Below are 25538 nucleotides of genomic sequence, written 5' to 3' on the forward strand. Positions count from 1 at the left end.
AACCATTCATTTTGGATACTTTTGTAACCTTATCAAACTATTCAATGAAACAATATCTTTTAGGATTGTCTGCTATCTTTTGCTTTACCAGCGCCCGTTCACAACATTTTACCGTAACCATGCAGGCAAGCCAGTATCAATCGGGCATTGCCTATCTAACTTACCACATGGGAAAAAATCTTTCTGTGGAAGATTCTGCGGCTGTGAGTAATAAGGGTATTGCAGTATTTACCGGTAAAAGAAAATTACCAGCGGGCATTTACGCTCTTGTGTTGCCCGGTAAATCAAAAAGTGTTGATTTCTTAATTGATAAAGAACAAATAATTACTGTAAAAATTGACACGACAGACTTGTTGCAAAAAACAGTTGTAACAGGTTCGCCGGCAAACGTTTTATTGCAGCAATACCAAAAAACGGTTGCAACAAAGGCGCAGTCGCTGGAAGCTGAGCGCAAAGCGTATACTTCTTCTAAAACTAAAGCAGATTCAACATTACACGAAGGCAATTATAACCGGTTGAATAAAGAGCTGAACGATTACCGGGATAACCTGGTTAAGGCTCAGCCATCTTCTATGATGGCAGTGTTACTGAATGCAATGAAAGACCCGCCAGTACTGAATAATAGGCCACAAACCCACAATGATTCACTTCAAAATTATTATTACTATAAAACGCATTATTGGGACGGTGTAACGTTTATGGATGACCGGATCATTCGCACCCCATTTTTTTTACCCAAGCTGGAAAGATATTACCGGGAACTGATTGTTCCGGAAGCAGACAGCATTATTAAAGAGGCCGATTACCAGTTGCTGCTGGCACGCAGCAGCCCCGAGATGTATAAATTTTTATTGAACTGGCTCACAGATGAATACATAAGTCCCAAATACATGGGCCAGGACGCGGTGTTTGTGCATCTTTTTGAAAAATACCACAGTAAAGGTTTAAGTAGCTGGTTAAACGAAAAACAAATGGAAACCATAAGCCGCCGGGCTTATATGTTAATGGCGAATTTGATTGGTGCAAAAGCCGCCGATCTGGAAATGACCGACTCCACGGGCAAAGCGCTACCGTTGTACAGTGTTGCGGCTGATTATACGGTGGTTGTTTTTTGGGATCCCACCTGCGGGCATTGCAAGGAAGAATTGCCGAAACTGGATTCTGTTTACAGGGCCAACTGGAAAGCGCACAATGTGAAAATGTATGGCGTGTTATCTGCCGACAGTAAACAAGAGATGAAACCGGAATGGTTAAAGTACATCAGGGAGCACAATTTGCAGGATTGGGTGAACGTTTATGAAACCAAAGAAACGGAAGCAGCCAATGTTGCGGCCCAAAAGCCCGGCTACCGCCAGTTATACGACGTGACACTAACACCAACTATTTATCTCCTTGACAAAGAAAAAAGAATCATCGCCAAAAAATTGACCTGGCAGCAACTGGATGACCTGTTGCAGGTGAAGTGGAAAATGAAATCCAATTAAAAGATAAAACCTGTTTACTATGAAGTATTTTTTTCTGCTGCTTGTCCTGTCCTTTTTTAGTGTACATCTTTTGTCTCAAACCCTGTTTACCTATGGCAATGAAAAAGTAAGTAAGGAAGAATTTTTAAGGGCTTATCATAAAAATAAAACTCCTGTTGACGACAAAGAAAAATCATTGCGGGAATATCTTGAGCTCTATTCAAAATTTAAATTAAAAGTAAAGGCAGCAAAACAACTGCGGCTGGATACCCTGCAGCAACTAAAGTACGATCTACAAAATTTCAGCAGCCAAGTAGAAGAGGGATATATGAATGATGAAAAAATTTCTAACGCATTGCTGGACGAAGTAATTGAACGCAGCCAGAAAGATATTCATTTAATTCATTTTTATACACCACTTGCGGCTGGCGCCAATGCAGCTGATTCTGCCAAAGCTTCAAAAGCAATGGAAGAGCTGGTTGCCGAATTACAAAAGGGTAGTACGGACTATGCGGCTATTGCCAATGCAATAAGTCAAAAGTATGTAGCCGTTACTGCAAAAGACATCGGGTATATCACCGCATTATCCTTACCCTATGGAATGGAGAACCTTGTATACGGTCTCCAGCCAGGCACCATCAGCAAGCCCTACCGTACCAAAAATGGTTTGCATGTTTTTAAAAACGCCGGTGAAAGAAAGAGTGCCGGTAAATGGAAAATTGCGCAGATATTATTTACGCTTCCGCCCGATGCTTCTGCGGCGCAGATCAAAGAAACAGAAAAGAAAGCCGACTCTGTTTATGCACTTCTAAAAGCAGGTGCAGACTTTGGGGAAATGGCAAAAAAATTTAGCGAAGACAGGCTGACAGCATTGAACGGCGGGGAGATGGCAGAATTCGGTACCGGCAAGTTTGATATGCCTTTTGAATCAAAGGTTTTTGAACTTGAAAAGGATGGTGATATTTCCAAACCATTTAGCACAACACATGGTTTTCATATTGTAAAACGGTTGCAACAGCATGCCATACCTGCCGACAAAACAGACGAAACATTTGTTGCAGCGTTAAAACAACAAATGGCTAAAGATGCACGAATGAATATTGCGAAGGATAAGTTCTTGAAAGATATTACAGCACTGACAAACTACAAAAGAAATGTGTTGGTAAAAGATGCCGAGTTATTCAGGTATGCGGACAGCGTTGTCGCAAACAAAACAGTAAAAAATTATCCTGTCAGTAACAAAATAATTATCTCCTTTACAAAAGAAAATATAAAGGGAAATGCCTGGCTGAACTTTGTGAAAGACTATAAGTTAAACACAGATGTATATAAACAGGAGACCAATAAAGAACTGCTGGATAAATTTATAGCCACTACCATTACAGAATATTACCGCAAACACCTCGGTGAATATAACAACAGCTTTAAGTACCAGATGCAGGAATTTAAAGAGGGCAATATGCTGTTTGAGATAATGGAAAGAAAAGTGTGGGCCCGTGCATCTGAAGATAGCATTGAATTAAAGAAATATTATGATGCACACAAAGCATCCTACAAATGGGATTCCAGCGCAGCGATTTTGTTATTTAACTGCAGTGACAGCAGTGTTGCCCGGAAAGCGATCGCCGAGGTGAAAAATGGTAAAGACTGGAAAAAAATTGCAGAAGAAAGTGATGGAAAAATTCAATCAGACTCCGGCCGGTATGAATTAAGCCAGTTGCAATTGCAAAATACAAAAGACATTGTTCCTGGTTTTATTTCTTCTCCGGTTACAAATAGTGGAGATAACACCGCTAGTTTTGTAAAAGTGCTGCAATTGTTCCCCGCAAATCAGCAACGAAGTTTCAATGATGCAAGAGGGTTGGTAATCAATGAATATCAAATTTACCTGGAAGATAAATGGGTTTCCGAACTGAAAAAGCAATATCCTGTAAAGGTTGACGAGGGAGTTTTTAAGTCGTTATTGAAATAGCAACATTCACTTTATTCGTAAATATAGCCGGCCATCAAATTTGATGGCCGGCTTTTTGTTTTTATATAGCCAAACCACAAAAAATAGCAAAAAGCTATTTTATTTTTAAAATTAAATTACAGATTATGAAGAAAATGACAACAGTGCTATTGGTAACAGTGATAGCGATGAGCGCAAAAGCGCAATTTTACGTACAGGGTGGTGTTAACCTCGCCAACATTACCACCACAAACAGCGGGCAAACAGAAAAAAATAAGTGGCTTACCAGCTTTAATGCAGGTGTTTTAGGCCGGTTTGGTATTTCAAACAGTTTCGATCTTGAATCAGGTGTGTTGTTTACCGGAAAAGGGTCTAAAGCAGAAACTTATTTTAATGGCGGTGCTGATTATGTGAAAACAAAATTCAATCCGCTCTACCTTGAAGTTCCATTAAATGCAGTGGTAAAAATACCATTGGATACAAGAACCAAGTCAAATGTTTTTTTTCATGCAGGTCCATATATAGCGGTGGGTGTGGCAGGAAAATCGACTGTTGATGGAAAACTTGGGCCGGTACAATCTACCTCCAGCAGTAACATCAAGTTCAGTAATGATGATCCTTTTACCTCTGCACAAGACGATGCAGCGTACAACAAATTGAAACGTTTTGATTACGGATTAAATATCGGTGGCGGAGTAGATTTCGGTAAACTGCTGGTGAAGGCGAACTATGGTTACGGTTTGGCAAAAATCAATTCAACCCAAAGCAACAATACTGCAGATGACAAAAATAAATTCAGGACCTGGAGTGTTTCTTTAGGTATTCCTCTGGGCAGATAATAAAAACATAAAACACAATTAAAAAGCCGTTCATTTTCTTTGAACGGCTTTTTAATTTACTGCTGAACTTATTTTATTTTCAGCGCCTCCCACTTTTTTTCTGCATCCTGTAGTTGTTTTTGTGATACTTCCACAGCTAATATAGTTTGAGTGGTAGTTTGCATGTCGGCATCTTCTAAAATATCATGCAGTCCGGCAAATGCCCCATTTAATTTTTCAACAGTGGCAAGCTGGGCATCCAAAGTCCGCATATTTGTTGCCTCAGCGTTAGCATCAGCCGGTTGTTTAGCTATCTTATCCTTTGCAGCAAGAATGGCTTCTTTCATCTTCATTGTTTTTATTCTGCCCTGGTAACAAATCAATGCAAGATCGTGTTGTTGCTGCAATGCTTTGTATGTAATGTGCACTCTTGGATCCATTACAACCGCGAACTGTTTCGTGAAGGTCTTACCATCAGCAATTAATGTAACGTTATATGTCCCCGGCATTATCCAGGGCGACGTTTTTGCAGGCGCTGTATTTTGATAAATTGCACCCATTGGATAAGTTGCAGGCAAATCAAGCGGGGCATAGCGCATATCCCAGATAAAACGGTGTGCACCTTGTTTAGCGGATAAAACCTGTTGTGGCCTTATCCAGTATATCGGAATATTCACTGGTGGAATAATATATGGTTTATCACTGCTGCTGAATCTGCGAACCAGATTACCTTTTGCATCTTTAATCTCCAGCACAACCTCGCTGCTTGCATTGTCTTTCAGGTAATAATCAATGATAGCGCCATCGGGTGGATTTTCTCCCGCTGGCTCTTCCTGTGGTAATGGCGTGTCAGTATTCATATTCCAGCGTACACGAACGGCTGTTTGTGGCTTGTATAACACTACAGGTGGCTTTAGACCACCTGTAGATAGTTGTCTTAACGGCGAAATATTATCCAATATCCAAAAGCTTCTTCCATGTGTGCCGACCACAATGTCGTCATCTTTTATTACCAGGTCCCGAATGGAAGTTGCAGGCATATTTAACCGCAATGATTGCCAGTGTTCACCGTCATCCAAAGAAAAATATACAGCCCGCTCGCTGCCTGCAAACAACAGCCCTTTACGAATATGATCTTCACGGACGGTATTGATGGGATCGTCTGGTAGACCCGTCGTGATTTCTTTCCAGCTTTTACCACCGTTGGTTGTTTTATAGATGTGGGCATGCATATCGTCGCAACGTATCCTGTTCACTGCTGCATAGGCAGTATTGATATCGGTGTGACTGGCTTCTATCATGGAAACCTTGCTCCACGAAGTAACCAGGGGGGGAGTTACATTGGCCCACGTTTTACCACCATTGTGCGTAACCTGGATGTACCCATCATCTGTACCCGCCCAAATGGTGTTGATATCTTTAAACGATGGCGCAACGGTATAAACGACTCCCCGACGGGGCATTTTTTTCATCGCATCATTGGTGTAGATACCTACACTTGCTGGAATATCCCATGCCTCCCGGGTTAAATCGGGGCTGATTGTTTGCCAGGTATTACCGCCATTTTTTGTTTTAAAAATCACGTTCCCCGCAAAGTATAAGGTTGCGGAATCAACAGGCGAAAAAAGAACAGGGGCAGTTCTGATAAAGCGGTATTTGCCACTGCGAACAGCTTCGGGCGAAATGTTTTGTACCTGTCCTGTACGTTTATCGTATTTGGATATTTTACCGGCATAAATGATGTCCGGGTTTTTGGGATCAGCCGCAACATAACCATATTCTTCACCGCCGACAGGATGCCATTCCCTGAACGTAATTTGTCCGTCGTTACCACGGCTTGCGATGCCAACAGAACCACTTTCCTGCTGGCCTCCATATACGTTATACGGAAAAGCATTGTCGGTGCTTACATGATAAAATTGCGCCGTCGGCTGATTGTACCAGGAGGAAAAAGTTTGTCCGCCATTTACAGTAATGATCGCTCCCTGGTCAGCAGCAATTAACATGATATCTGAATTGGTAGGGTTAATCCAGATGCGGTGGTAATCATCTCCGCCGGGCGCACCGCGAAAGTCTTTCCAGGTTTTGGCACCATCAACAGATTTCCACACAACCACGTCTGCTGTATATACAATATCTGCGTTTTCCGGGTCCACTTTAACTTCAGCAAAATCGTCGCCTCTTCCCCAAAACCGTTCGTCCTTATTCATCTGTCTCCAGGTTTCCCCGGCATCATCGCTGCGGTAAATACCACCATACTCACCTGCATCCACTGTTGCATATAAACGGCTGGTGTTGGTTGGTGCAATGCAAAAACCAATGCGTCCCAGTCCCATTTTTGTTGTCGGCAATCCTTTGATTAGTTGTTTCCAGGTATTTCCTCCATCGGTCGATTTATACAGCCCACTTTCATCTCCGTTCCATTCTCCGTTTTCCCATGGTCCCTGCCGGCCTGCCCATAAATCAGCATATATAATATTCGGGTCTTTTGGGTCAATTGCCACTTGTATGGCACCGGTATTTTCATCTTTGTATAACACTCGTTCCCAGGTTTGGCCTCCATCGGTTGTCCGATACACGCCACGTTCGGTATTGGGCCCGTACGGATGACCAAGCACGGCTGCAAATACCCGGTTTTCATTGGTAGCGTCAATCGCAAGTCCCCCTATTTGCTGTCCGTCTTTTAATCCAGTATTGATCCATGTTTTGCCCGCATCCGCAGATTTATAAATACCATCACCTACAGAAAGATCGGGTCGCTGAATCCCTTCACCGCTCGCTACATATACGATATTGGGGTTGGATGGCGCTACAGCCACATCACCCACTGAACCCGTGGGCTGGCTGTCAAAAATGGGAAACCAGGTGCGGCCGTAGTCGGTCGTTTTCCAAACGCCGCCGTTGTTTACGCCGATGTAAAATACATTGGGTTGTTGCGGTACACCCACAGCTCCAACGGTTCTTCCTCCACGGTGTGGGCCAATCATTCGCCAGCGCATGCTGTTAAACATACTGGTGTCTACAGTTTGTGCATAGCTGCTGTACGCCAGCGCAGTACATACTAATGCAATCAGTTTTAACTTCATAAAAAACAAAATTTTTCTTAAATGAAAGTTACGTGTATGTTGGCTACAGGGGATGAATTTGTTTGGAATTATTGTAAAGAATGCAGGGTGGAATGCTCACGCTCTTACCTTTTAATTGCAAAAACAGCACATGTTGTATGATTTGTTTTTGCTATGCCCTGTTTAAAAATTACTTTTGCTCCGTAAAAAATTGCAAACAATAACCCGCAGATATGCCTTCACAAAAACTGAGTCAACTTGCTGAAACCCTTATTGGATCTGAAATAGTAAAATTGGGAGCAGACATAAAAGCAAAAATGTTACAGGGTGAAAAAATTTACAATTTTACTATCGGTGATTTTGACAGTGCTATATTTCCTATTCCAAAAGAATTGGAAAACGAAATTGTAAATGCTTACCGTAATCTTCATACTACCTATCCTCCGGCAGATGGCATATTGGAATTACGGACTGCGGTGGGATCGTTTATACAAAACAGGGAAGGACTTCAGTATAACAATAATGAAATTTTAATAGCAGCAGGGGGAAGGCCGTTGATTTATGCTGCCTATCGTGCTATTGTAGATAAAGGAGAAAAAGTAATATATGCAGTACCAAGCTGGAACAACAATCATTATGTTCATTTTACCGAAGGGCAACATATTGTAATTGAAAGTAAAAAGGAAAACAATTTTATGCCTGCGGCGGAAGAGATAAAGCCTCATTTGAAAGGGGCATCCTTGTTGGCATTATGCTCTCCTCTAAATCCCACCGGAACGACCTTTTCAAAAGATGAACTGGAAGCCATCTGCGATATGGTAATTGAAGAAAATACTCAACGCGGTGCGGACGAAAAGAAACTATACTTGCTGTACGACCAGATTTACTGGACATTGACTTATGGAGACACAATACACTATAATCCTGTCTCATTAAGACCTGCAATGAAAGAATACACCATTTTTATCGACGGTATCAGCAAGGCTTTTGCAGCAACAGGTGTACGAGTTGGATGGGCTTTGGGACCGGAAGTGTTAATTAATAAAATGAAGGCCATTAACAGTCACCTTGGCGCATGGGCACCTATGGCGGAGCAGAATGCTACAGCTATTTACCTGTTGCAGACAAATGAAGTAGATGCCTATTTCAATCACTTTAAAAGTGAAATAGCGGAGCGGTTACAAAGAATTTACGAAGGCTTTCAACAATTGAAAAAAGAAGGCTTTACTGTAGATGCAATTGCACCGCAGGCAGCCATTTACTTAACAATACAGATTGATCTTGTTGATAAAACAACTGCTGCTGGAAAAGCTTTAACTGATCAGGCAGAAGTAACAGCGTATTTATTGGATGAGGCAAAACTGGCCATTGTTCCTTTTACGGCCTTTGGGGCATCGGCAAAAAGCAACTGGTACAGGTTAAGCGTTGGCACCTGTAAAAAAGATGAGATAGATGAAATGCTGAAAAAATTAAAGGCGGCGTTGCAAAAGTTATCGAAATAAAATGCAAACTAGTTTTTGCAATTTAAAAATATAAAGGGTTTCAACTCCTGCATACGAATAACTTTACGAACCATTGTATCCTTTTGTATAACCTTGTATTTATCAAGATCAATTACTTCGTGAACTGTTACAAGATTGTCCAGCCGTTCTACGGTGAATAATAATTCATGTAATAATTCAACTTCGTTTTCAATGGCTTGGGGGCTCATTAATTCCTGGTTAAACAAGACAAGCAAATCGCGGTTTATTCTGTTCATTGATATATAGACTTTTCGGTCTTAAATCCCGTAATCTAGTAACCAACCATTCCCCTTTTGTTTGGACAACCACAGTTTTTCTTTGAAGCACTGCAGCCACTTACGGCAATAGAGATTACTAAAATCGATAAAAAACCTAGTTTTAAAAATCGTTGCATAAATAAAGGATTATAAAAGTAAACTAATTTTAAACATTATTATTGCTTTTTTTTGATAAATTATTTTGAAATTAATAAATTGCCTAAATTAAAAAACGTTTTAATAGTGCCGTTGGATTGGGGTCTTGGCCACGCAACAAGAAGCATTCCATTGATAACGAATTTATTGGAAAACAATTGTGCAGTTTATATTGCGGGCGAAATGGCGATAGCTGTTCTGCTGCGAAAAGAATTTCCCAAGTTAAAAATTTTGCCACTGAATGGCTACCGTATACGATATTCCCGGCAAAAGCGGTGGCTGACAGTAAAAATACTATCCCAGGTTCCCAAAATTTTGTTTTCCATTTACAGGGAACATCGTTGGTTAAAAAAGATCGTAAAAGAATATTCAATCGACGCTGTTATTTCAGATAACAGGTTTGGGTTATATCATTCAGAAATTCCCTGTGTATATCTTACTCACCAGTTGCTGATTAAAACAGGAAACAGGCTTATTGAAAATATCCTGCAAAGTTGCCATTACTGGTTTATAAAAAAATATACACATTGCTGGGTGCCTGATTTCAAAGGGGCAGATAATTTAGCCGGTCAGTTATCGCACCCAAAAAAAAGGTTACCTAACGTCCAGTATATCGGAGGCCTTTCAAGACTGCAAAAAATACAGACAATAATAATTTACGATTTAATGATATTGCTGTCTGGTCCGGAACCCCAACGAACAATTTTTGAAAATCAATTAATGCCACAATTACAGAATTTCGCCGGAGAGATTTTGTTTGTGCGGGGATTACCGCAATCGACTAACCCCGTAGTTCTACCAAAATCCAGTCAACATATCACCGTAAAAAATCACCTTAATGCGAGTGAACTTTCACCTGCCATAATGCAGTCTGCGATGATCATTTGCAGATCTGGTTATACCACAATAATGGACTTGATAAAACTTCAAAAAAAAGCCATACTGGTGCCAACACCAGGCCAGACAGAACAGGAATATCTTGGCAAAAACCTGATGGAACAACAGCTGTTTTTCTGCGTTCAGCAAAAAAATTTTTTACTGAATGATGTTCTGGAAGCCACTCAAACTTTTAATTTTTTAAAAAAGGATTATAATATGGAACTGTACAAAAAGGTAATTAGTGAGTTTGTCGGCAATTGATTGTTGTACCGATATAAAATTTACTGTAGATGTCTAAACTACTTTTGGAAAATCAAACATCAGGAATTCCTTTTTAGCTTTCTTGAATTCTTTCCATTTGGAAATATTGACCTGCACTGCAAATATGCTGCAGGTGGGCATATCATCGATAGAAGTATTTTCCACCAGCTGGTTTACGAACTCAGTTATACCAGGGTTATGTGAAAAGATGGCTACACAATTTAAGTCATCATTTAATTGTTCAACTACCTGAAAAAATACTTCCGGAGAAGCCTGGTACAAAGCCGATACATAAATGATGTCGTTGAGATTTTTATGGTAAACGGTACTAAATAATTCAGCAGTTTTTTTAGCCCGTTTCGCAGGGCTGGAAACAAAAGCATCAATCATAATTTTTCTATCGAGTAAACGCTGCGCCATTAGCGGGGCATCTTTTTTCCCTCGTTCATTCAGTGAACGGTCAAAATCGTTCAATGACGCAACGCTCCAGCTACTTTTTGCATGTCGGATTACGAGCAGTGTTTTCATGATGAATGCTTTTAAAGCCGGTATTTACCGGATATAAAAATAGCAATTTTTGTATGCTGAACAATGTTAAGTAAAACATGGCTATATGAAGAATGCCCATATCAGTACTTTCATACAAGTATGATACCACTAACGAAACGACGGAAGCGGAAATGACTTTATTACATGCAAAAATTTAGTATCCCCTTACATTCTTTCCTTCCATATAATTCATGAAAGCTTTGTTGCAAACACGGTTACCTCCCGGCGTAGGATAATTGCCTGTAAAATACCAGTCGCCTGTGTTGGTAGGACAAGCCTGGTGCAGCGTTTCTATTTTTTGATAGATTACGTCTACCGGAATATTAATTTCTTTTGGCGTAATCAACTGGGCAATCTTTGCGGAGATTTCTTCCAAAGTAAATTGCTTGTATACCTGCCGTACTATATTTTCTGTATGCAGTTTATTATTGCGTTGCAGTTCTTTGCCTTTTAACAAAATTTCATCCAGCAGACTTTCCTGCTTTCTTTCGTACAGCAATTCAATAGCAGCTTTAAAGGCTATGAAGTCGCCCATCTTGCTCATATCTATTCCATAACAGTCAGGGTACCGGATTTGCGGTGCAGAAGATACAACGATAATTCTTTTTGGTTCCAGCCGTGCAAGCATCCTGATAATACTTTCTCTTAAAGTAGTTCCTCTCACAATTGAATCATCAATCACTACTAAAGTGTCGATGCCTTTTCGTACAGTTCCATAAGTGATATCGTATACATGTTGTACCATTTCGTTGCGGCTGCTGTCTTCTGTAATAAAGGTGCGCAGCTTTACATCTTTGATGGCTATCTTTTCAAAACGAATTTTACGGCTGATCATTTCTGATAACTTCTCTTCATCAAAATCGGTACCCCAGCTTAAAATTCTTTCAATCTTAATTTTTTTCAGGTATTCATCTGCCCCTTTTAAAAGACCATAAAAAGCAGTCTCTGCAGTATTGGGAATAAAAGAAAAAATAGTATTTTTTAAATCGTAATCAACGGCCTTTAAAACGGGTTCGCTCAGATAACGACCCAGCGCTTTTCTCTCCTTATAAATTTTTTCATCACTTCCTCGGGAGAAGTAAATGCGTTCAAAGCTGCAGGCTTTTCTTTCTTTAGGCTCAACAATTTGTTCAATCGTATAATTGCCATGTTCGTCTACCAGCAAAGCACATCCCGGCATCAATTCTTTTACTTCATTTTCTCCCACATTAAATGCGGTTCTGATGGCAGCCCTTTCACTGGCACCAACAATAACGTCGTCATTGGCGTAATAATAAGAAGGCCTTATTCCATGTGCATCTCGCATAATGAAAGCTTTTCCGTTGCCGGTTAAGCCACAAAAATTAAATCCTCCGTCAAAAAGAGGAACTGCTTTTTTAAGCACCTTAGCCACATCAAGCTGACCGGGAAAAGCTTCATCAGCTTTTACCAAAAAATGATGCAATACTTCCATCATGGCAGCAAGATCACTTTGTTTTTGAAAAACGCCGGGCTCTAAATTGATAAGACTAAATAACTCTTCGGTATTTACAAGATTGAAATTTCCTGCCAGTGCTAAATTTCTTGCGGGAATGGTATCGCGTTTTATAAAAGGATGGCAAAATTCAGCATTGTTTTTTCCCTGGGTTCCATAGCGCAAATGACCCAGTAATAATTCTCCCAAATGATTTACATGGCCCTTCATCAGCCCCGGATGGTTTTTAATATCCGGCTGATATTTTTCAATTTCTTCAATTTCTTTTCCAATCTGGGAAAACAACTCTGCGATGGGTTGGTTAGCACTGCTGCGTATCCGGTGTAAAAAAGGATAACCTGGCTCAACATTCAACTTTACAGTTGCGATGCCCGCGCCGTCCTGTCCACGGTTGTGCTGTTTTTCCATCAGCAGATACAACTTATTAAGGCCATACAATACCGATCCGTATTGTTGCTGATAATAACTAAAAGGTTTGCGAAGGCGAATAAAGGCGAGGCCACATTCGTGTTTGATTTCGTCGCTCATGAATTTTTATAAGTTGCAAAGTTACGCCATTGCTAAATAAAAATCCCGGCAGAATAGCCGGGATGAAAATTTATTTTGTTAAGCTTTTGATTTATAGAATTATAGACCACTTATTGTCAGGCCTATTTGATAAGGTCTGATCGATGGTCCTGCGCCATCTTTTAAAAACGACGTGATTGAATAAGCACCAAAAAGAGAAAAATGACCAATACCAACCCTTGCTGTTGCTGCTAAACGGGTAGTATTAAAATATGCTTTACGGCTTTCTTTTTCTGTATATGACATGATAGTTGTACCACTTTTATTTACCAAAGTTTTACCCTTCGTATGCGTATTCAGCATAGTACCCACTTTTACACCCAGCGCAAATTTCCAGCTTTTTGCTTCGTGTGACGGATCAGCCGTATACCTCAGTTCAATAGGCACTTCTAAAAATGAAGTGGCCAATTTATATTTCTTAAAATAATTAGACGAATCCAGATTTGAAAAAGGAAGTAAGGTACTGGTTGAAAGAATGCCAATAGCTGTTTTATTGAAAAGAATACTGCTTGTGCTGATGCCCAGTCCGAAAGCAACACTCCATCTTGGATCGGTTTTAAAAGGCTTATTCATCATGATATAAAAATTCAGTCCACGGGATAGCCCTTTAATGCGGCCACCAATACTGTCCGGTGCTCCGCTCCAGTGATCGCTGCTCAATTGCAGCATAATATGATCTCCTGAACGGTCTATATCTACTTTACTCCAATCTTTTTTTGGTTTTAGTTGTGCAGTTGCCTGGGAAAGGGAAAAAATAGCAATTAGTACAAATGCAAATTTTGTCATAATGAAGTCTTGAGTGGCAAAAATAATAGCCAGCAGGGTTAATGAAAGGTTAAATGAAATTAAAAAAATGTGCCCGAAATTAATCGGGCAGTTTTTTTGTGTGGGCCCACCTGGGCTCGAACCAGGGACCACCTGATTATGAGTCAGGTGCTCTAACCAACTGAGCTATAGGCCCTGTTATTTTTACATAACGGACGGCAAAAGTAAGTAAAATAAGATAATTTTGAAGGCAATTAATAAAATTATGGCAAAAATAAAAAATCTGCTCTTCGATCTTGGAGGTGTGCTGCTCAATATAGATTATCATAAAACAGCCGATGCTTTTAAAAAGCTGGGGGTTACAAAATTTGATGATTTGTATTCGCAGGCAGGTGCCAACGAATTGTTTGAAGCATTGGAAACGGGCAAGATTACGGAGGCTGATTTTTATAGTACATTACAGGAATATTGTGATCCCAAAACCAGCAGGGAACAAATTGAAGCCGCCTGGAATTCGATGCTGATGGATTTCAGGGTTGAAAGTCTTAACTGGCTGAAAAGTTTGAAAGATCAGTACAATATTTATTTGCTAAGCAACACCAACAGTATTCATTTAAAGGCGTTCAAAAAAATTTTTAATGAAGAAGTCGACCAATCCAGTCTGGATGATTATTTTATAAAAGCCTACTATTCACACGATATTCAGATGCGCAAGCCTTATACAGAAACGTACCATTTTGTTTTAAATGATGCAGGGTTAAAGGCAGAGGAAACACTTTTTATTGATGACTCCATTAACAACATCGAAGGAGCAAAACTGGCAGGTTTGCAGATACACCATTTGTTATCCGGCGACAAAATTGAAGATATACAATTATAAAAATAAAGCTAATTTTCATTATCCAGGTTATTTCTATTTAACTTCTTCAAAGTCAATATAGTCATCACTTTTATTCACCGGTGTGGCAGGATTTTTTGTGGCTTTATAACCTGTATTGGCCTGTTGTTGCGCATTCATTTTTTCCTGCATTTGCGCACTCATATCACCAAATTGCTTTTTTACCTGTTTGGTAGTTTTGGCAACGGGAATAATTAACTCGAATACAAGCTTGTAAAGCAGGTATAAAACAAAAAGTTCAAAAGCCAGTCTGAAGATGTTCATATTGTAAAGGTATTAATCAATTAAAAACAAACCTGTTAAATTTGGCCAATTAATTTTAAAAATATAATACATGCATAATGTTAGTTTTTTGCTGTTATTAATTTGTTTCCTATATTTGCAATGGAAAAAGATACAAAATGAAGGGAACGAGGACCGTTCCCTTCTTCTTTTATTATGACTCAGGACACGACAAGTTTACAGGCAATAGAGGCTTTGATTGCAAAACTGCTTTCAGAAATGGAAGATGTTTTTTTGGTGTCTGTAAAAGTGAAACCGGTCAATAATATTAAAGTGTTCCTGGATGCAGATGGCGGCTTAAACATTGACAGATGTGTTAAAATAAACAGGGCCATGTACCGCACGATAGAAGAAGAAGGCTGGTATCCTGACGGGAATTTTTCACTGGAAGTATCAAGTCCGGGAATAGACGAACCGTTGAAATTGTTGCGCCAGTATAAAAAGAATATCGGCAGAACAGTGGAAATAACATTTACCAATGATGTTAAACAGGAAGGGAAGCTGGTTGCAGTTGACGACGAAGGAGTAACAATTGAATACATAGAAGGGAAAAATAAGAAGGCAATTACAGTAACAAAGGAAATTCCGTTTGATGCAATTAAACAAACAGTAGTACAGATAGCATTTTAATTAATTAACAAAACACCCCTGCCGGCGGGATGTAAAAGCGAGGCTGGTAAGTTTATGGCACGTATTAATTTGATTGATTCCTTCCAGGAATTTAAAGAAGCTGAAAACATTGATCGTCCTACATTGATGAAGGTGATGGAAGACGTTTTTAAAACGCTGATCCGTAAAAAATACGGTAGTGACGATCAGTTTGACGTTATTGTAAACGATCAGAAGGGTGATCTTGAGATATTCCGCCGTCGTACTATTGTTGATGATGGTGATATATATAATACCTTAACTGAAATAGAATACAGTGATGCTATTAAAATAGAACCTGATTACGCTGTTGGTGAAGAGTTGTACGAAGAGGTGGATATACAAAAGGAATTTGGCCGCAGGGCGATTCTGGCGGGCAAACAAACTTTGGCAAGCCGTATCAATGACTTGAAGAAAAATCTGTTGATAAAAAAATACGAAGATCGTGTAGGCGACATCGTTAGCGGCGAAGTGTACCAGGTTTGGAAAAAAGAAGTATTGCTGTTGGATGAAGAGGGAAATGAAATGATTTTACCCAAATCAGAGCAGATACCGTCTGATTATTTTAAGAAAGGTGAAAACGTAAGAGGTGTTGTAAAAAAAGTGGAATTAAAAAACAGCCAGGCTGTTATTGTAGTATCCAGAACAAGTGCATCTTTTTTGGAAAAATTGTTGGAAATTGAAGTGCCGGAAATATTTGATGGTTTAATTGTTGTGAAGAAGATTGTAAGGGATCCGGGTGAAAGAGCGAAAATAGCAGTTGAAAGTTTTGACGACAGAATTGATCCGGTAGGGGCCTGCGTTGGTATGAAGGGAAGCCGTATACACGGTATTGTAAGAGAATTAAAGAATGAAAATATTGATGTAATCAACTGGACAAGCAATATACAGTTGCTGATACAGCGCTCTTTAACACCTGCGAAAATTACCAGTATAGATATCAATGAGGAAAAGAAACATGCCACCGTATTTTTAAAACCCGACCAGGTGTCACTGGCAATCGGAAGACGTGGCGTGAATATAAAACTGGCTTGCGAATTGACCGGTTATGAGATTGATGTATTCCGTGATAATGAAGGTGAAGTGGATGAATTTGATATTGATCTGGAAGAATTCAGTGATGAGATAGAATCATGGGTAATTGAAGCGCTGAAAAAAGTTGGTTGTGATACAGCCCGTTCAGTACTTGATTTAACAGCCGAGGAGTTAGAACGCAGAACAGATCTGGAAAAAGAAACTATAGAAGATGTAAGAAGGATTTTGAAAGAAGAATTTGAGAAAGAATAGCGGTGAAAAATAATAATCATTTAAAAAGAAAACGATCGCCTATGTCCCATTAGTTATAGGCAAACAAAACACGAATGTCAGAAGTAGTAACAAATACACCAAGATTGATGGCCGCGGCCAAAGAGTTCAACATAGGTACCAATACCCTTATTGAATTTCTGGAATCAAAAGGCTTTGGCAACGAAGAGCTTAAACCAGGCTCCAAGCTCACGGAACAAATGTACCGTGTGCTGCAGTCAGAGTTTCAGCAGGATAAGGTAGCTAAAGAAAAGGCCCAGAAGATAGAATTATCAAAAGGCGCCGGCGTTACTGAACCTAAGAAAAAAAGAGATGAGGAAGATCTTTCTTTTAAAAAGAAAGAGGTGCCGGTAACAGCAGCTCCGGTGGTTGAAAAACCTGCGGAAGTAAAACCTGTCGAAGTCGCGGCACCCATACCACCAGTTAAGGAAGTGCCGAAAGAAGAAAAAGCTCCGGAAGTAAAACCCGTTGAGGTTTCGAAACCTGCGGCTGAAACAGCTCCTGCGGAAAAACCGGTGGCAGAAACGCCTGTTGAAAAAAAGACGGTAGTTGAAGACCAGCCCAGGGCTGAGCTTACAAAAATCGAGGCGCCGGAATTAGAGGCTCCAAGGGTAGTTACAAAAATTGACCTTGACGCCATTGATTCATCTACAAGACCAAAAAAGGCTACCAAAAAACCAGAGGAGAAAGCGGATGCACCTGCTCTAAAAACAGAGACGGCGCCAACTGCGGAAAAACCCGCGGATATCGTGCTACCCCCCAAAGCAGTTGAACCTGTTAAGGATGAACCGATCATAAATGCACCAGCTATCATTGAAAATATAAAGGCTGACAAACTGGAAGGTCCTAAAATTCTGGGAAAAATTGAGTTACCGGTTGACAACGACACGAGACCTAAAAGGGATGACGATAAGCGCAAGCGTAAACGCATTCCAATGGAAAGAAAACCTGGAGCCCCTCCGCATCAGCAAGGCCCAGGCAGTACAGGTAACGCACCGCGGCCAGCCATCAATGATCAAAACCGCAACCGTCCGGCTGGTAGCGCACCAGCAGGAAGCAGACCCGGTGGTTCTTCAGGAGTTAACAGACCCGGAGGCAACTTCGGTGCTAACAGGCCAGGTGGACCAGGTGGCGCACAGGGTGGTAACAGATTTAATACCAACCGGAATGCAGCCGCTCCTGCAGCACGTGCACAGGACAGGGAAATTGATGCTAAGGAAATACAGGATAAAATAAAAGAAACACAGGCTAAATTATCTGGCGGCGGCGGCCGGGGTAAAAGCCTCAAAGCCAAATACCGCAAAGCTAAAAGAGATGAACTGGCGATACAGCGCGGAGCAGAAGGCGGCGAAAGCAATAAATTACAGGTTACCGAATTTATTTCGGTTAGTGAGCTGGCTGGTTTGATGGATGTAAGTTTTGCAGACATTATCAGCAAGTGTATGAACCTGGGTATAATGGTTTCCATTAACCAGCGTTTGGAGGCCGATGTAATTGAACTGGTTGTAAGTGAGTTTAACTACGAAGTGGAATTTATTGGTGTGGAGGATGCAGCTGAAATGGAGGATGAGGAGGAGGATGACGATGCTGCTGAATTAAAACCAAGAGCTCCTATTGTTACCATCATGGGGCACGTAGATCATGGTAAAACATCTTTACTGGATCATATCCGCAACACCAATGTAATTGCAGGTGAGGCGGGTGGTATAACACAGCACATTGGTGCATACGAAGTGAAATTGAAGGATGGCAGAGCGATTACCTTCCTCGATACTCCGGGCCACGAAGCCTTTACGGCAATGAGGGCACGTGGTGCAAAAGTTACAGATATTGCTGTTATTGTAATTGCTGCTGATGATGCGGTAATGCCTCAAACAAAAGAAGCAATCTCGCATGCGCAGGCAGCCGGGGTGCCGATGATATTTGCGATCAATAAAATAGACAGGGACGGCGCTAATCCTGAAAAAATTAAGGAGCAACTGGCCAGCATGAATATTTTGGTTGAAAGCTGGGGTGGTAAATACCAGAGCCAGGAAATAAGCGCCAAACAAGGACTGAACATAGACCTTTTGATGGAAAAGATATTACTGGAAGCCGATGTGCTTGAACTAAAAGCCAATCCGGCTAAAGTAGCTACCGGTACAGTGATTGAAGCATCGCTCGATAAAGGCCGCGGTTATGTAGCCACCATACTCGTGCAAAATGGTACACTAAGGCAAGGCGACATGATTGTTTCCGGCCAAAACTTCGGTAAGGTAAAAGCCATGTACAATGAGCGTAACCAGCGCAGCGAAATAGCACCTCCTTCAACACCAGTATTAATACTTGGCTTGAATGGTGCGCCGCAGGCGGGTGAAACTTTTAAAGTATATGCAGATGAAAGTGAAGCAAGAGAAAAAGCATACCAGCGTGGACAGATATTGAGAGAACAGGGTATGCGTGCGAAGAAACATATTACACTGGATGAAATCGGACGTCGTTTGGCATTGGGAAGCTTTAAAGAACTGAATGTTATTATTAAGGGCGACGTGGATGGATCTGTGGAAGCATTAAGTGACTCATTACAGAAACTCAGCACGGAAGAAATTGTGGTGAAAGTGATTCATAAAGCAGTGGGTGCCATTACAGAAAGTGATGTTACCCTCGCAAATGCATCGGATGCGATTATCATTGGTTTCAATGTTCGTCCTTCCATGCAGGCTGCACGTTTGGGTGAGCAGGAAGGTATCCAGATCAAGTTGTATTCTATCATCTACAACGCCATTGAAGAAATCAGGAGTGCGATGGAAGGTATGCTTGAACCTGGAGTGGAAGATAAGGTACTGGCCAATGTGGAAATTAAAGAAATGTATAAGTTTGATAAGGCTACCGTTGCAGGTTGTATTGTATTGGATGGTAAAATTTCGAGAAACAACCGCATTCGTTTGGTAAGAGATGGTATTGTAATATTCACTGGTGAGTTGGGTAGTTTGAAACGTTACAGGGATGATGTGAAGGAAGTTACAACCAATATGGAGTGTGGTTTAACAATTAAAAACTATGCTAATATTGAAGTAGGAGATATCGTGGAAGCATTTGAAGAAGTTGAAGTAAAACGTACTTTATAAAATGTTAATGTGTGATTATCAGAATCATCGCAACCGTTGTTTCCAAACGAATAAATTAATCAGTGCAAAGTGTGCCAATTGGGTATTAGGTAAAAGGAAGTGACACAACGATGATGCCCATAGTTGCTACTGCCGACCACAAACATTTGTTAAACATAATTATAAAAGGGCTATTGATACAATAGCTCTTTATTTTTGACCTATATTCTTCGTTTGCAGAAGAGGTATATTATTATTGATTGATATAAAATGAGTACAAAAAAAAGTTTTCTTTTAGCCGGGTTCTTTAGTTTGTCATGCGTGGCTGGTATGGCACAATCTGCCAAAGTAGTAGCAGATAAAATAATTGCCGTTGTCGGCGACAAGGTGATTTTAAAAAGCGATATTGACAATACAATAACCGACATGCAACGGCAGTCTCCGGGTGTGGATATCCCTGCAAATGCACGCTGTATGACACTTGAACAATCGATGGGCGTAAAGGCATTGGTTTTGCAGGCAGAAAGAGATTCTTTGCCGGTATCAGAAGAAGATGTTGCCGCTGATATTGATAACCAGATACGCTATTTTATTGGTGCGTATGGCAGTAAGGAAAAGCTGGAAGAAATTTCCGGTAAATCCATGTATCAGCTGAAAGAAGATTTTAAGGATGGCTTTAAAGAAAGAAAACTGGCTGCTGCTATGCGTGATAAAATTGTGGGCGGCATCCGCATTACACCAAATGAAGTAAAAGCATACTTTGATAAATTGCCAAAAGACAGTTTGACTTTTTACGAAAGTGAACTGGAGATTGGACAAATTGTAGTTTTTCCAAAAGCAAGCAGGGAGTCTGAGGAATATTGTATAGAACAGCTGAATCAATTTAAGCAGCAGGCGGAGAGCGGAAAAAAAGATTTTAAAAAGCTGGCGGATATTTATTCAGATGACGAAGCGACGCAAAAGCAAAATGACGGCCAGCTGGATTTAAACAGAACGCAGAAGGGGTTTGACGCTACTTTTATGGGCAAAGCATTCGCATTGAAAGAAGGCCAGATCAGCAGCCCTTTTAAAAGCGCATTTGGTTACCATATTATACAAATGGTAAGTCGTGCAGGTGACGATGCGACAGTGCGACACATTTTAAAAATTCCGCAGATTACTCCTGCAGAAACCGAAGTAGCAATAAAAAAATTAGATTCTGTAAGGGCGAAATTAATTGCAGGTACCATGCAATTTGGTGAAGCCGTAGCAAAATACAGCGAAGATGAGACCAGTAAATTTACCGGTGGAAGAAGAACCAATAATGAAGGAAGCACCTACATTACCATCGACCAGCTGGACAAGGACCTGGTAGTAATGCTGAAAGATTTAAAAGTGGGCGAATTTTCTCAGCCAAAAGAATTTGAAAATGAAAGAAGAAAGAAGGGCGTGCGGATTGTGTATCTTTTAAGCAAAAGCGAACCACACAGGGAAAATATAAAAGACGATTACAATAAAATAGCTCAGCGGGCGCTGGAGGAAAAGAAAAACCTGGCGCTTGAAAAATGGTTCAACGAAAAAGTGGGAACCTACTACATTAAAATTGATGATGAATACAAGGATTGTGAAGAAATGAAAAAATGGACAAATCACGCAACTGTAGCAACAGGAAAATAAAAAGTATAAAATAAAAAGTAAAGCGTTCTGATAACCTGTCAGAACGCTTTACTTTTGTAGGGCTGTGGGCAATTTTATTACACAGTGCTATTTATGTTGGAAAAAATTTGAAAAAAGAACATTTTGATAGATAAAAAAAAGCAACTTAAACAGGAACAAAAAACGGTGTTGGTGGGGATTGTAACAGGTGGCCAGACAGAGCAACAGCTGAATGAATATTTAGATGAACTATCTTTTTTAGCAGAAACGGCGGGTGTTATTGCGGTTAAAAAATTTACTCAAAAATTACCGCATCCGGATAGCAGAACATTTGTTGGAAAGGGAAAACTGGAAGAGATAAAAAGATATGTAAGTCAGCATGGGGATGTAGAACTGGTAATTTTTGATGACGAATTGACTGGCTCGCAAATACAGAATATAGAAAAAGAACTTGGCGTAAAAACAATTGACCGCAGCGATCTGATCCTGGACATTTTTGCCAGCAGGGCTAAAACGGCGCAGGCCCGCACGCAGGTAGAACTGGCCCAGTACCAGTACATTTTGCCGCGTTTAAAAGGTATGTGGAAACACCTGGAAAGGCAAGGCGGTGGCGTTGGTACCAGGGGTCCGGGCGAAACAGAAATTGAAACAGACAGGCGTATTGTAAAAGATAAAATTACGTTACTGCGTAAGCGCCTCGCGGAAATAGACCAGCAATCTTTCACACAGCGAAAAGAACGCGGAGAGTTTATCCGGGTGTCGCTGGTAGGCTATACCAACGTTGGTAAATCAACATTAATGAACTTGCTCAGCAAAAGCGAAGTGTTTGCTGAAAACAAATTATTTGCAACACTAGATACCACTACCCGTAAAGTTGTATTTGAACAAACACCATTTTTGTTAAGTGATACAGTCGGCTTTATTCGTAAGCTCCCCCATCACCTGGTGGAGAGTTTTAAAAGTACGCTGGATGAAGTAAGAGAAGCAGACATATTATTGCATGTTGTAGATATGTCACACCCGCAATACGAAGAGCAATTTACGGTTGTAAATAAAACGCTGGCAGAGTTGGGCGCCAGTGATAAACCGACCGTTACCATTTTTAATAAAATGGACAAATACCAGGCGGAAGCATTTGATGAATGGCTGGAAGAGGATGTAAAGAAAGAAATACTGACCGATTTGAAGCAGCGCTGGCAAAATGAAACCAACGGTAATTGCGTATTTGTATCTGCAACTGAAAAAACCAACGTGGATGAATTACGGCAAACTATTTTGAATAAGGTAAGAGAGATGTACCGAATCCGTTATCCCTATAAAGCTGAATTTTTCTATTAGGCAATAAACACCTGCATGCAAAGTGATAAGAAATACAAATGGCATAAGGTGGCGGATAACGTGGCTGAGTTAAATTTTTCTACAAATGGAATTATAGAAATAACCATCAGCAACAAAACCATTTGTGTAGCACTTGTAAATAATTTGTTATCCGCATGCGCACAAAAATGCCCGCACGCAGGGGGAAAATTAAGTGACGGATTCATTGATGCAACCGGAAATATTGTTTGTCCGTTGCACCGGTATAAATTTAGCCTGCAAAACGGCCGGAACACCAGCGGCGAAGGCTATTATTTAAAAATTTTTCCTGTAGAAATACGTAATAACGGGGTATTTATAGGCCTGGAAGAAAATAACCTGTGGAATTGGCTTAAATAATTGATTTAATTTTTTGCTGAAAACTAAAAAGCCTTATTTTTGCCCTCCCAATTAAAAGGGTAATACTCCTCCTTAGCTCAGTTGGTTAGAGCATCTGACTGTTAATCAGAGGGTCTCCCGTTCAAGTCGGGAAGGGGGAGCTGAAAATCAAGCAGTTATGAACAAATTCATAGCTGCTTTTTTTATTATTTGCACAAAAATAAATTTTAGTCAGAGGTCCTTTCTCTTACGATTAATGAAAAATCCCATAAAAAACAACAGAGACATTGACTGTATTATTTTAAATTATCGCATTTTGGTGTTTGCTACGTCACGCCCCACCTTTTTGTAAAGAAACCTGAAAAACAATAACGAGATTACCAAAGTTATTGACTTGTAGTTGTCATCAATCTTTGAACATTGCTTTCTAATAATAACACCTTACACCCGGTTACCCAAACTTTTCCACCACTTACTAAATCGATAACATTAGCATAACTAACAATGGATATGATAGTTTTGTTTTTGTAGTAAACTCTATAATTTAAGGGGATAGACTCGGTTTCTTTTTTCCCTGCGGGTATCCAGCAGGATAGATATAACGGGTTCCATAATAGTGCATTTTCATTCATCACAATTCGGGTTTTAGTAGCTCTAGGGTAGCTTTTTTTAAGTCTGATGAAAGTCATTTCCATTAGTTTGCATGCCTTAGCATCCTGACATAATCCTTCGTTAAACAAGTAAACTTTCACTTACTATTCTGTACCATCGCTTGCTCAGATAACATCTGCAAGGGATAAAGACGATTTGTTGCTAGATTATGGGAAGGGGCAGCTGGCATATCGCGAAAAAATCAAATTTTCGAGAGTATATAATCCAGCAATATTTGGGAGGAATCTTTTTCAGAAGTTGTATGGGTATCTATGACCAAGTCAGGGTTTTCCGGTATTTCGAACGGATCGTCGATACCCGTGAAATTAGTAATTTTTTCCGGATGCCCGTTTGGGAGAATAGCGCGACGATATAAACCTTTTGTATCTCTTTGAATCAAAGTTTCCAAATCGCAATCAACCCAAACGGTATGTACAAAGTTGTTTTGAGATTTGAGTTCCTGGCGGACTGATTCATAAGGATTGATGGCAGCCATTATCGTTATCACTTCATTTCGGGCTAACACGTTTGCTAATATGCCAAGCCGGCGGATGTTTTCAATCCGGTCGGCTTTGGAAAAACCCAGGTCTTTACATAATGTTTGACGGTAGGCATCACCGTCAATTACTTCTGCCTTATATTGTAATTTTATCAGCATTGCTTTTACATTACAAGCCAGCGTTGTTTTGCCTGCCCCGGAAAGACCGGTTAATTGAATAACAATCATCACGTTTTGTTTAGCTATCGATATATTTTTTGTATACAGGGTGATCCGTGTTTAGAATCAATGTTTTAGCCACGTATCTCAGCGCATTGACTATCAAATTGTCCTGCAAAACCAGTTATTAAACCTCCTTCAGAATATTGCCAGCACGAAAGATCACAATCACTTCCCTCAACCGCAATTGCTGCAACATAACCCCTGCCGGGACACAAATCCTGTACATGCCAGTCTGAACTTTCTCTTTTATCGCCTGCCAATACATGCGGCAATAAAACTCTTTCACTTATTAATGACACATCAAACTGTTGCATTCTTGCCAAAACGCCCTCACCCACAGCCTTGAGAATGGCTTCTTTCCTGGTCCAGTATTGAAAAAATACCCCGGATCGTTGGTCGTCATCAATCCGCTCTAACGAAATGATCTCGTTTGAAGAGAAGAAGCTGTTAGCAATTTGCCCGACAGCGACATCACATCGGATACGCTCGATGTCGATACCAATGTCACGGTCTGGGGTAATAGCCAAAAGTGCGACTGCATCGGAGTGCGACAGGTTAAATTGAAGTGTATCGTAACCAGCGTTGGTTACAAGGAATGGTTTACCGTGACTAGTGTACTTAAACCGTAGTTCTTGCGGAGGTATTCCCAAATAATATCCTAGAATCTGTCGAAGCATCCCGCGTGCCGCAATGAATCGTTTCTGATCTCTTTCAAAGCGAAACCTGCCAGCTCTTTCCCGTTCGTCGGTTGAAAGTAGCCCCAGCAGGCGGTTCTTTGAAAGTGGGGTAATATCGAGGTCTACGCGCCACACATGGACCTCATTTAAATTTAAAGAGATCAATTCCTTAGTAATTACCCGGCTCCATTGTAGTTTATCCATATCCATAT

General features: G+C 40.4%; 21 protein-coding genes and 2 tRNA genes. 13 read left to right on the forward strand and 10 right to left on the reverse strand.

The window, feature by feature from the left end; genetic code table 11:
- Positions 1-44: 44 nt before the first annotated feature.
- The 3 genes from QWZ08_RS23490 (at position 45) to QWZ08_RS23500 (ending at position 4253) form a co-directional block, all read left to right on the forward strand.
- Entirely contained in the window at positions 45-1484 is a 1440-nt protein-coding gene (locus QWZ08_RS23490) for a TlpA family protein disulfide reductase (protein ID WP_290340050.1), read from the forward strand.
- Positions 1485-1503: 19 nt separating this feature from the next.
- Entirely contained in the window at positions 1504-3435 is a 1932-nt protein-coding gene (locus QWZ08_RS23495; RefSeq protein WP_290340051.1) for a foldase protein PrsA, read from the forward strand.
- A 125-nt stretch (positions 3436-3560) separates the two neighbouring features.
- Positions 3561-4253 carry a porin family protein gene (locus QWZ08_RS23500; protein ID WP_290340052.1) on the forward strand — a complete coding sequence of 231 codons (693 nt, stop codon included), beginning with the start codon at positions 3561-3563 and terminating at the stop codon, positions 4251-4253.
- A 68-nt stretch (positions 4254-4321) separates the two neighbouring features.
- Here QWZ08_RS23500 and QWZ08_RS23505 read toward each other — a convergent pair whose 3' ends face one another.
- Positions 4322-7318, reverse strand: a complete 2997-nt coding sequence (locus QWZ08_RS23505) for a VPS10 domain-containing protein (RefSeq protein WP_290340053.1) — start codon at positions 7316-7318, stop codon at positions 4322-4324.
- 212 nt (positions 7319-7530) lie between these two features.
- Between QWZ08_RS23505 and QWZ08_RS23510 the strand changes: the two genes are divergently transcribed.
- Positions 7531-8799, forward strand: a complete 1269-nt coding sequence (locus tag QWZ08_RS23510; RefSeq protein ID WP_290340054.1) for a pyridoxal phosphate-dependent aminotransferase — start codon at positions 7531-7533, stop codon at positions 8797-8799.
- Between the two features lie 8 nt (positions 8800-8807).
- Here QWZ08_RS23510 and QWZ08_RS23515 read toward each other — a convergent pair whose 3' ends face one another.
- On the reverse strand, positions 8808-9056 hold the full coding sequence (locus QWZ08_RS23515; RefSeq protein WP_290340055.1) for a hypothetical protein: 249 nt from the start codon (positions 9054-9056) through the stop codon (positions 8808-8810).
- Between the two features lie 237 nt (positions 9057-9293).
- Between QWZ08_RS23515 and QWZ08_RS23520 the strand changes: the two genes are divergently transcribed.
- On the forward strand, positions 9294-10373 hold the full coding sequence (locus QWZ08_RS23520) for a glycosyltransferase (RefSeq protein ID WP_290340056.1): 1080 nt from the start codon (positions 9294-9296) through the stop codon (positions 10371-10373).
- A 33-nt stretch (positions 10374-10406) separates the two neighbouring features.
- Here the strand turns inward: QWZ08_RS23520 and QWZ08_RS23525 are convergent, their stop codons facing one another.
- The 4 genes from QWZ08_RS23525 to QWZ08_RS23540 all read right to left on the reverse strand — a co-directional run bounded on the left by QWZ08_RS23525 (position 10407) and on the right by QWZ08_RS23540 (position 13924).
- Complete coding sequence (locus QWZ08_RS23525) at positions 10407-10901, reverse strand: SixA phosphatase family protein (protein ID WP_290340057.1); 495 nt, start codon at positions 10899-10901, stop codon at positions 10407-10409.
- 175 nt (positions 10902-11076) lie between these two features.
- Positions 11077-12924 carry an amidophosphoribosyltransferase gene (locus QWZ08_RS23530; protein WP_290340058.1) on the reverse strand — a complete coding sequence of 616 codons (1848 nt, stop codon included), beginning with the start codon at positions 12922-12924 and terminating at the stop codon, positions 11077-11079.
- Between the two features lie 99 nt (positions 12925-13023).
- Positions 13024-13749, reverse strand: coding sequence for an outer membrane beta-barrel protein (locus QWZ08_RS23535; RefSeq protein ID WP_290340059.1), 726 nt, complete (start codon positions 13747-13749; stop codon positions 13024-13026).
- A 101-nt stretch (positions 13750-13850) separates the two neighbouring features.
- Positions 13851-13924: transfer RNA gene (locus QWZ08_RS23540), tRNA-Ile, on the reverse strand.
- A 69-nt stretch (positions 13925-13993) separates the two neighbouring features.
- On the opposite strand from QWZ08_RS23540, the gene QWZ08_RS23545 reads away from it, so the two are divergent.
- On the forward strand, positions 13994-14608 hold the full coding sequence (locus QWZ08_RS23545; RefSeq protein WP_290340060.1) for an HAD family hydrolase: 615 nt from the start codon (positions 13994-13996) through the stop codon (positions 14606-14608).
- A gap of 33 nt (positions 14609-14641) precedes the next feature.
- Here QWZ08_RS23545 and QWZ08_RS23550 read toward each other — a convergent pair whose 3' ends face one another.
- Entirely contained in the window at positions 14642-14890 is a 249-nt protein-coding gene (locus QWZ08_RS23550; protein ID WP_290340061.1) for a hypothetical protein, read from the reverse strand.
- Positions 14891-15064: 174 nt separating this feature from the next.
- On the opposite strand from QWZ08_RS23550, the gene rimP reads away from it, so the two are divergent.
- The 7 genes from rimP to QWZ08_RS23585 all read left to right on the forward strand — a co-directional run bounded on the left by rimP (position 15065) and on the right by QWZ08_RS23585 (position 23438).
- Positions 15065-15538 (forward strand): ribosome maturation factor RimP, encoded by a 474-nt coding sequence (gene rimP / locus QWZ08_RS23555; protein WP_290340062.1) that lies wholly within the window; start codon positions 15065-15067, stop codon positions 15536-15538.
- Positions 15539-15592: 54 nt separating this feature from the next.
- Entirely contained in the window at positions 15593-16843 is a 1251-nt protein-coding gene (nusA, locus tag QWZ08_RS23560; protein WP_290340063.1) for a transcription termination factor NusA, read from the forward strand.
- Between the two features lie 74 nt (positions 16844-16917).
- On the forward strand, positions 16918-19968 hold the full coding sequence (gene infB, locus QWZ08_RS23565) for a translation initiation factor IF-2 (RefSeq protein ID WP_290340064.1): 3051 nt from the start codon (positions 16918-16920) through the stop codon (positions 19966-19968).
- A 249-nt stretch (positions 19969-20217) separates the two neighbouring features.
- Entirely contained in the window at positions 20218-21603 is a 1386-nt protein-coding gene (locus QWZ08_RS23570; RefSeq protein ID WP_290340065.1) for a peptidylprolyl isomerase, read from the forward strand.
- A 123-nt stretch (positions 21604-21726) separates the two neighbouring features.
- On the forward strand, positions 21727-22920 hold the full coding sequence (gene hflX, locus QWZ08_RS23575; RefSeq protein ID WP_290340066.1) for a GTPase HflX: 1194 nt from the start codon (positions 21727-21729) through the stop codon (positions 22918-22920).
- Positions 22921-22935: 15 nt separating this feature from the next.
- Positions 22936-23298, forward strand: coding sequence for a Rieske (2Fe-2S) protein (locus tag QWZ08_RS23580; RefSeq protein ID WP_290340067.1), 363 nt, complete (start codon positions 22936-22938; stop codon positions 23296-23298).
- Between the two features lie 66 nt (positions 23299-23364).
- Positions 23365-23438: transfer RNA gene (locus QWZ08_RS23585), tRNA-Asn, on the forward strand.
- Between the two features lie 225 nt (positions 23439-23663).
- On the opposite strand, the gene QWZ08_RS23590 is transcribed toward QWZ08_RS23585, so the two are convergent.
- From QWZ08_RS23590 to QWZ08_RS23600, 3 genes are all read right to left on the reverse strand, one after another.
- Positions 23664-23966, reverse strand: coding sequence for a hypothetical protein (locus QWZ08_RS23590; protein ID WP_290340068.1), 303 nt, complete (start codon positions 23964-23966; stop codon positions 23664-23666).
- Positions 23967-24130: 164 nt separating this feature from the next.
- On the reverse strand, positions 24131-24700 hold the full coding sequence (cysC, locus tag QWZ08_RS23595) for an adenylyl-sulfate kinase (RefSeq protein ID WP_353960508.1): 570 nt from the start codon (positions 24698-24700) through the stop codon (positions 24131-24133).
- Positions 24701-24720: 20 nt separating this feature from the next.
- Positions 24721-25530 (reverse strand): 4'-phosphopantetheinyl transferase family protein, encoded by an 810-nt coding sequence (locus QWZ08_RS23600; RefSeq protein ID WP_290340069.1) that lies wholly within the window; start codon positions 25528-25530, stop codon positions 24721-24723.
- Positions 25531-25538 lie beyond the last annotated feature (8 nt).

The organism is Ferruginibacter paludis (assembly GCF_030409685.1).
Taxonomy (GTDB): Bacteria; Bacteroidota; Bacteroidia; order Chitinophagales; family Chitinophagaceae; genus Ferruginibacter; species Ferruginibacter paludis.

What these genes read in the sequence shown, in the direction of transcription:
- QWZ08_RS23600 (WP_290340069.1), bottom strand. Translation starts at nt 25,530, where the DNA reads ATGGATAAACTACAATGGAGCCGGGTAATTACTAAGGAATTGATCTCT.
- QWZ08_RS23535 (WP_290340059.1), bottom strand. Translation starts at nt 13,749, where the DNA reads ATGACAAAATTTGCATTTGTACTAATTGCTATTTTTTCCCTTTCCCAG.
- QWZ08_RS23510 (WP_290340054.1), top strand. Translation starts at nt 7,531, where the DNA reads ATGCCTTCACAAAAACTGAGTCAACTTGCTGAAACCCTTATTGGATCT.
- QWZ08_RS23570 (WP_290340065.1), top strand. Translation starts at nt 20,218, where the DNA reads ATGAGTACAAAAAAAAGTTTTCTTTTAGCCGGGTTCTTTAGTTTGTCA.
- nusA (WP_290340063.1), top strand. Translation starts at nt 15,593, where the DNA reads ATGGCACGTATTAATTTGATTGATTCCTTCCAGGAATTTAAAGAAGCT.
- QWZ08_RS23500 (WP_290340052.1), top strand. Translation starts at nt 3,561, where the DNA reads ATGAAGAAAATGACAACAGTGCTATTGGTAACAGTGATAGCGATGAGC.
- QWZ08_RS23490 (WP_290340050.1), top strand. Translation starts at nt 45, where the DNA reads ATGAAACAATATCTTTTAGGATTGTCTGCTATCTTTTGCTTTACCAGC.
- QWZ08_RS23580 (WP_290340067.1), top strand. Translation starts at nt 22,936, where the DNA reads ATGCAAAGTGATAAGAAATACAAATGGCATAAGGTGGCGGATAACGTG.
- infB (WP_290340064.1), top strand. Translation starts at nt 16,918, where the DNA reads ATGTCAGAAGTAGTAACAAATACACCAAGATTGATGGCCGCGGCCAAA.
- rimP (WP_290340062.1), top strand. Translation starts at nt 15,065, where the DNA reads ATGACTCAGGACACGACAAGTTTACAGGCAATAGAGGCTTTGATTGCA.
- QWZ08_RS23550 (WP_290340061.1), bottom strand. Translation starts at nt 14,890, where the DNA reads ATGAACATCTTCAGACTGGCTTTTGAACTTTTTGTTTTATACCTGCTT.
- QWZ08_RS23515 (WP_290340055.1), bottom strand. Translation starts at nt 9,056, where the DNA reads ATGAACAGAATAAACCGCGATTTGCTTGTCTTGTTTAACCAGGAATTA.
- QWZ08_RS23505 (WP_290340053.1), bottom strand. Translation starts at nt 7,318, where the DNA reads ATGAAGTTAAAACTGATTGCATTAGTATGTACTGCGCTGGCGTACAGC.
- QWZ08_RS23525 (WP_290340057.1), bottom strand. Translation starts at nt 10,901, where the DNA reads ATGAAAACACTGCTCGTAATCCGACATGCAAAAAGTAGCTGGAGCGTT.
- QWZ08_RS23590 (WP_290340068.1), bottom strand. Translation starts at nt 23,966, where the DNA reads ATGACTTTCATCAGACTTAAAAAAAGCTACCCTAGAGCTACTAAAACC.
- QWZ08_RS23495 (WP_290340051.1), top strand. Translation starts at nt 1,504, where the DNA reads ATGAAGTATTTTTTTCTGCTGCTTGTCCTGTCCTTTTTTAGTGTACAT.
- QWZ08_RS23545 (WP_290340060.1), top strand. Translation starts at nt 13,994, where the DNA reads ATGGCAAAAATAAAAAATCTGCTCTTCGATCTTGGAGGTGTGCTGCTC.
- QWZ08_RS23530 (WP_290340058.1), bottom strand. Translation starts at nt 12,924, where the DNA reads ATGAGCGACGAAATCAAACACGAATGTGGCCTCGCCTTTATTCGCCTT.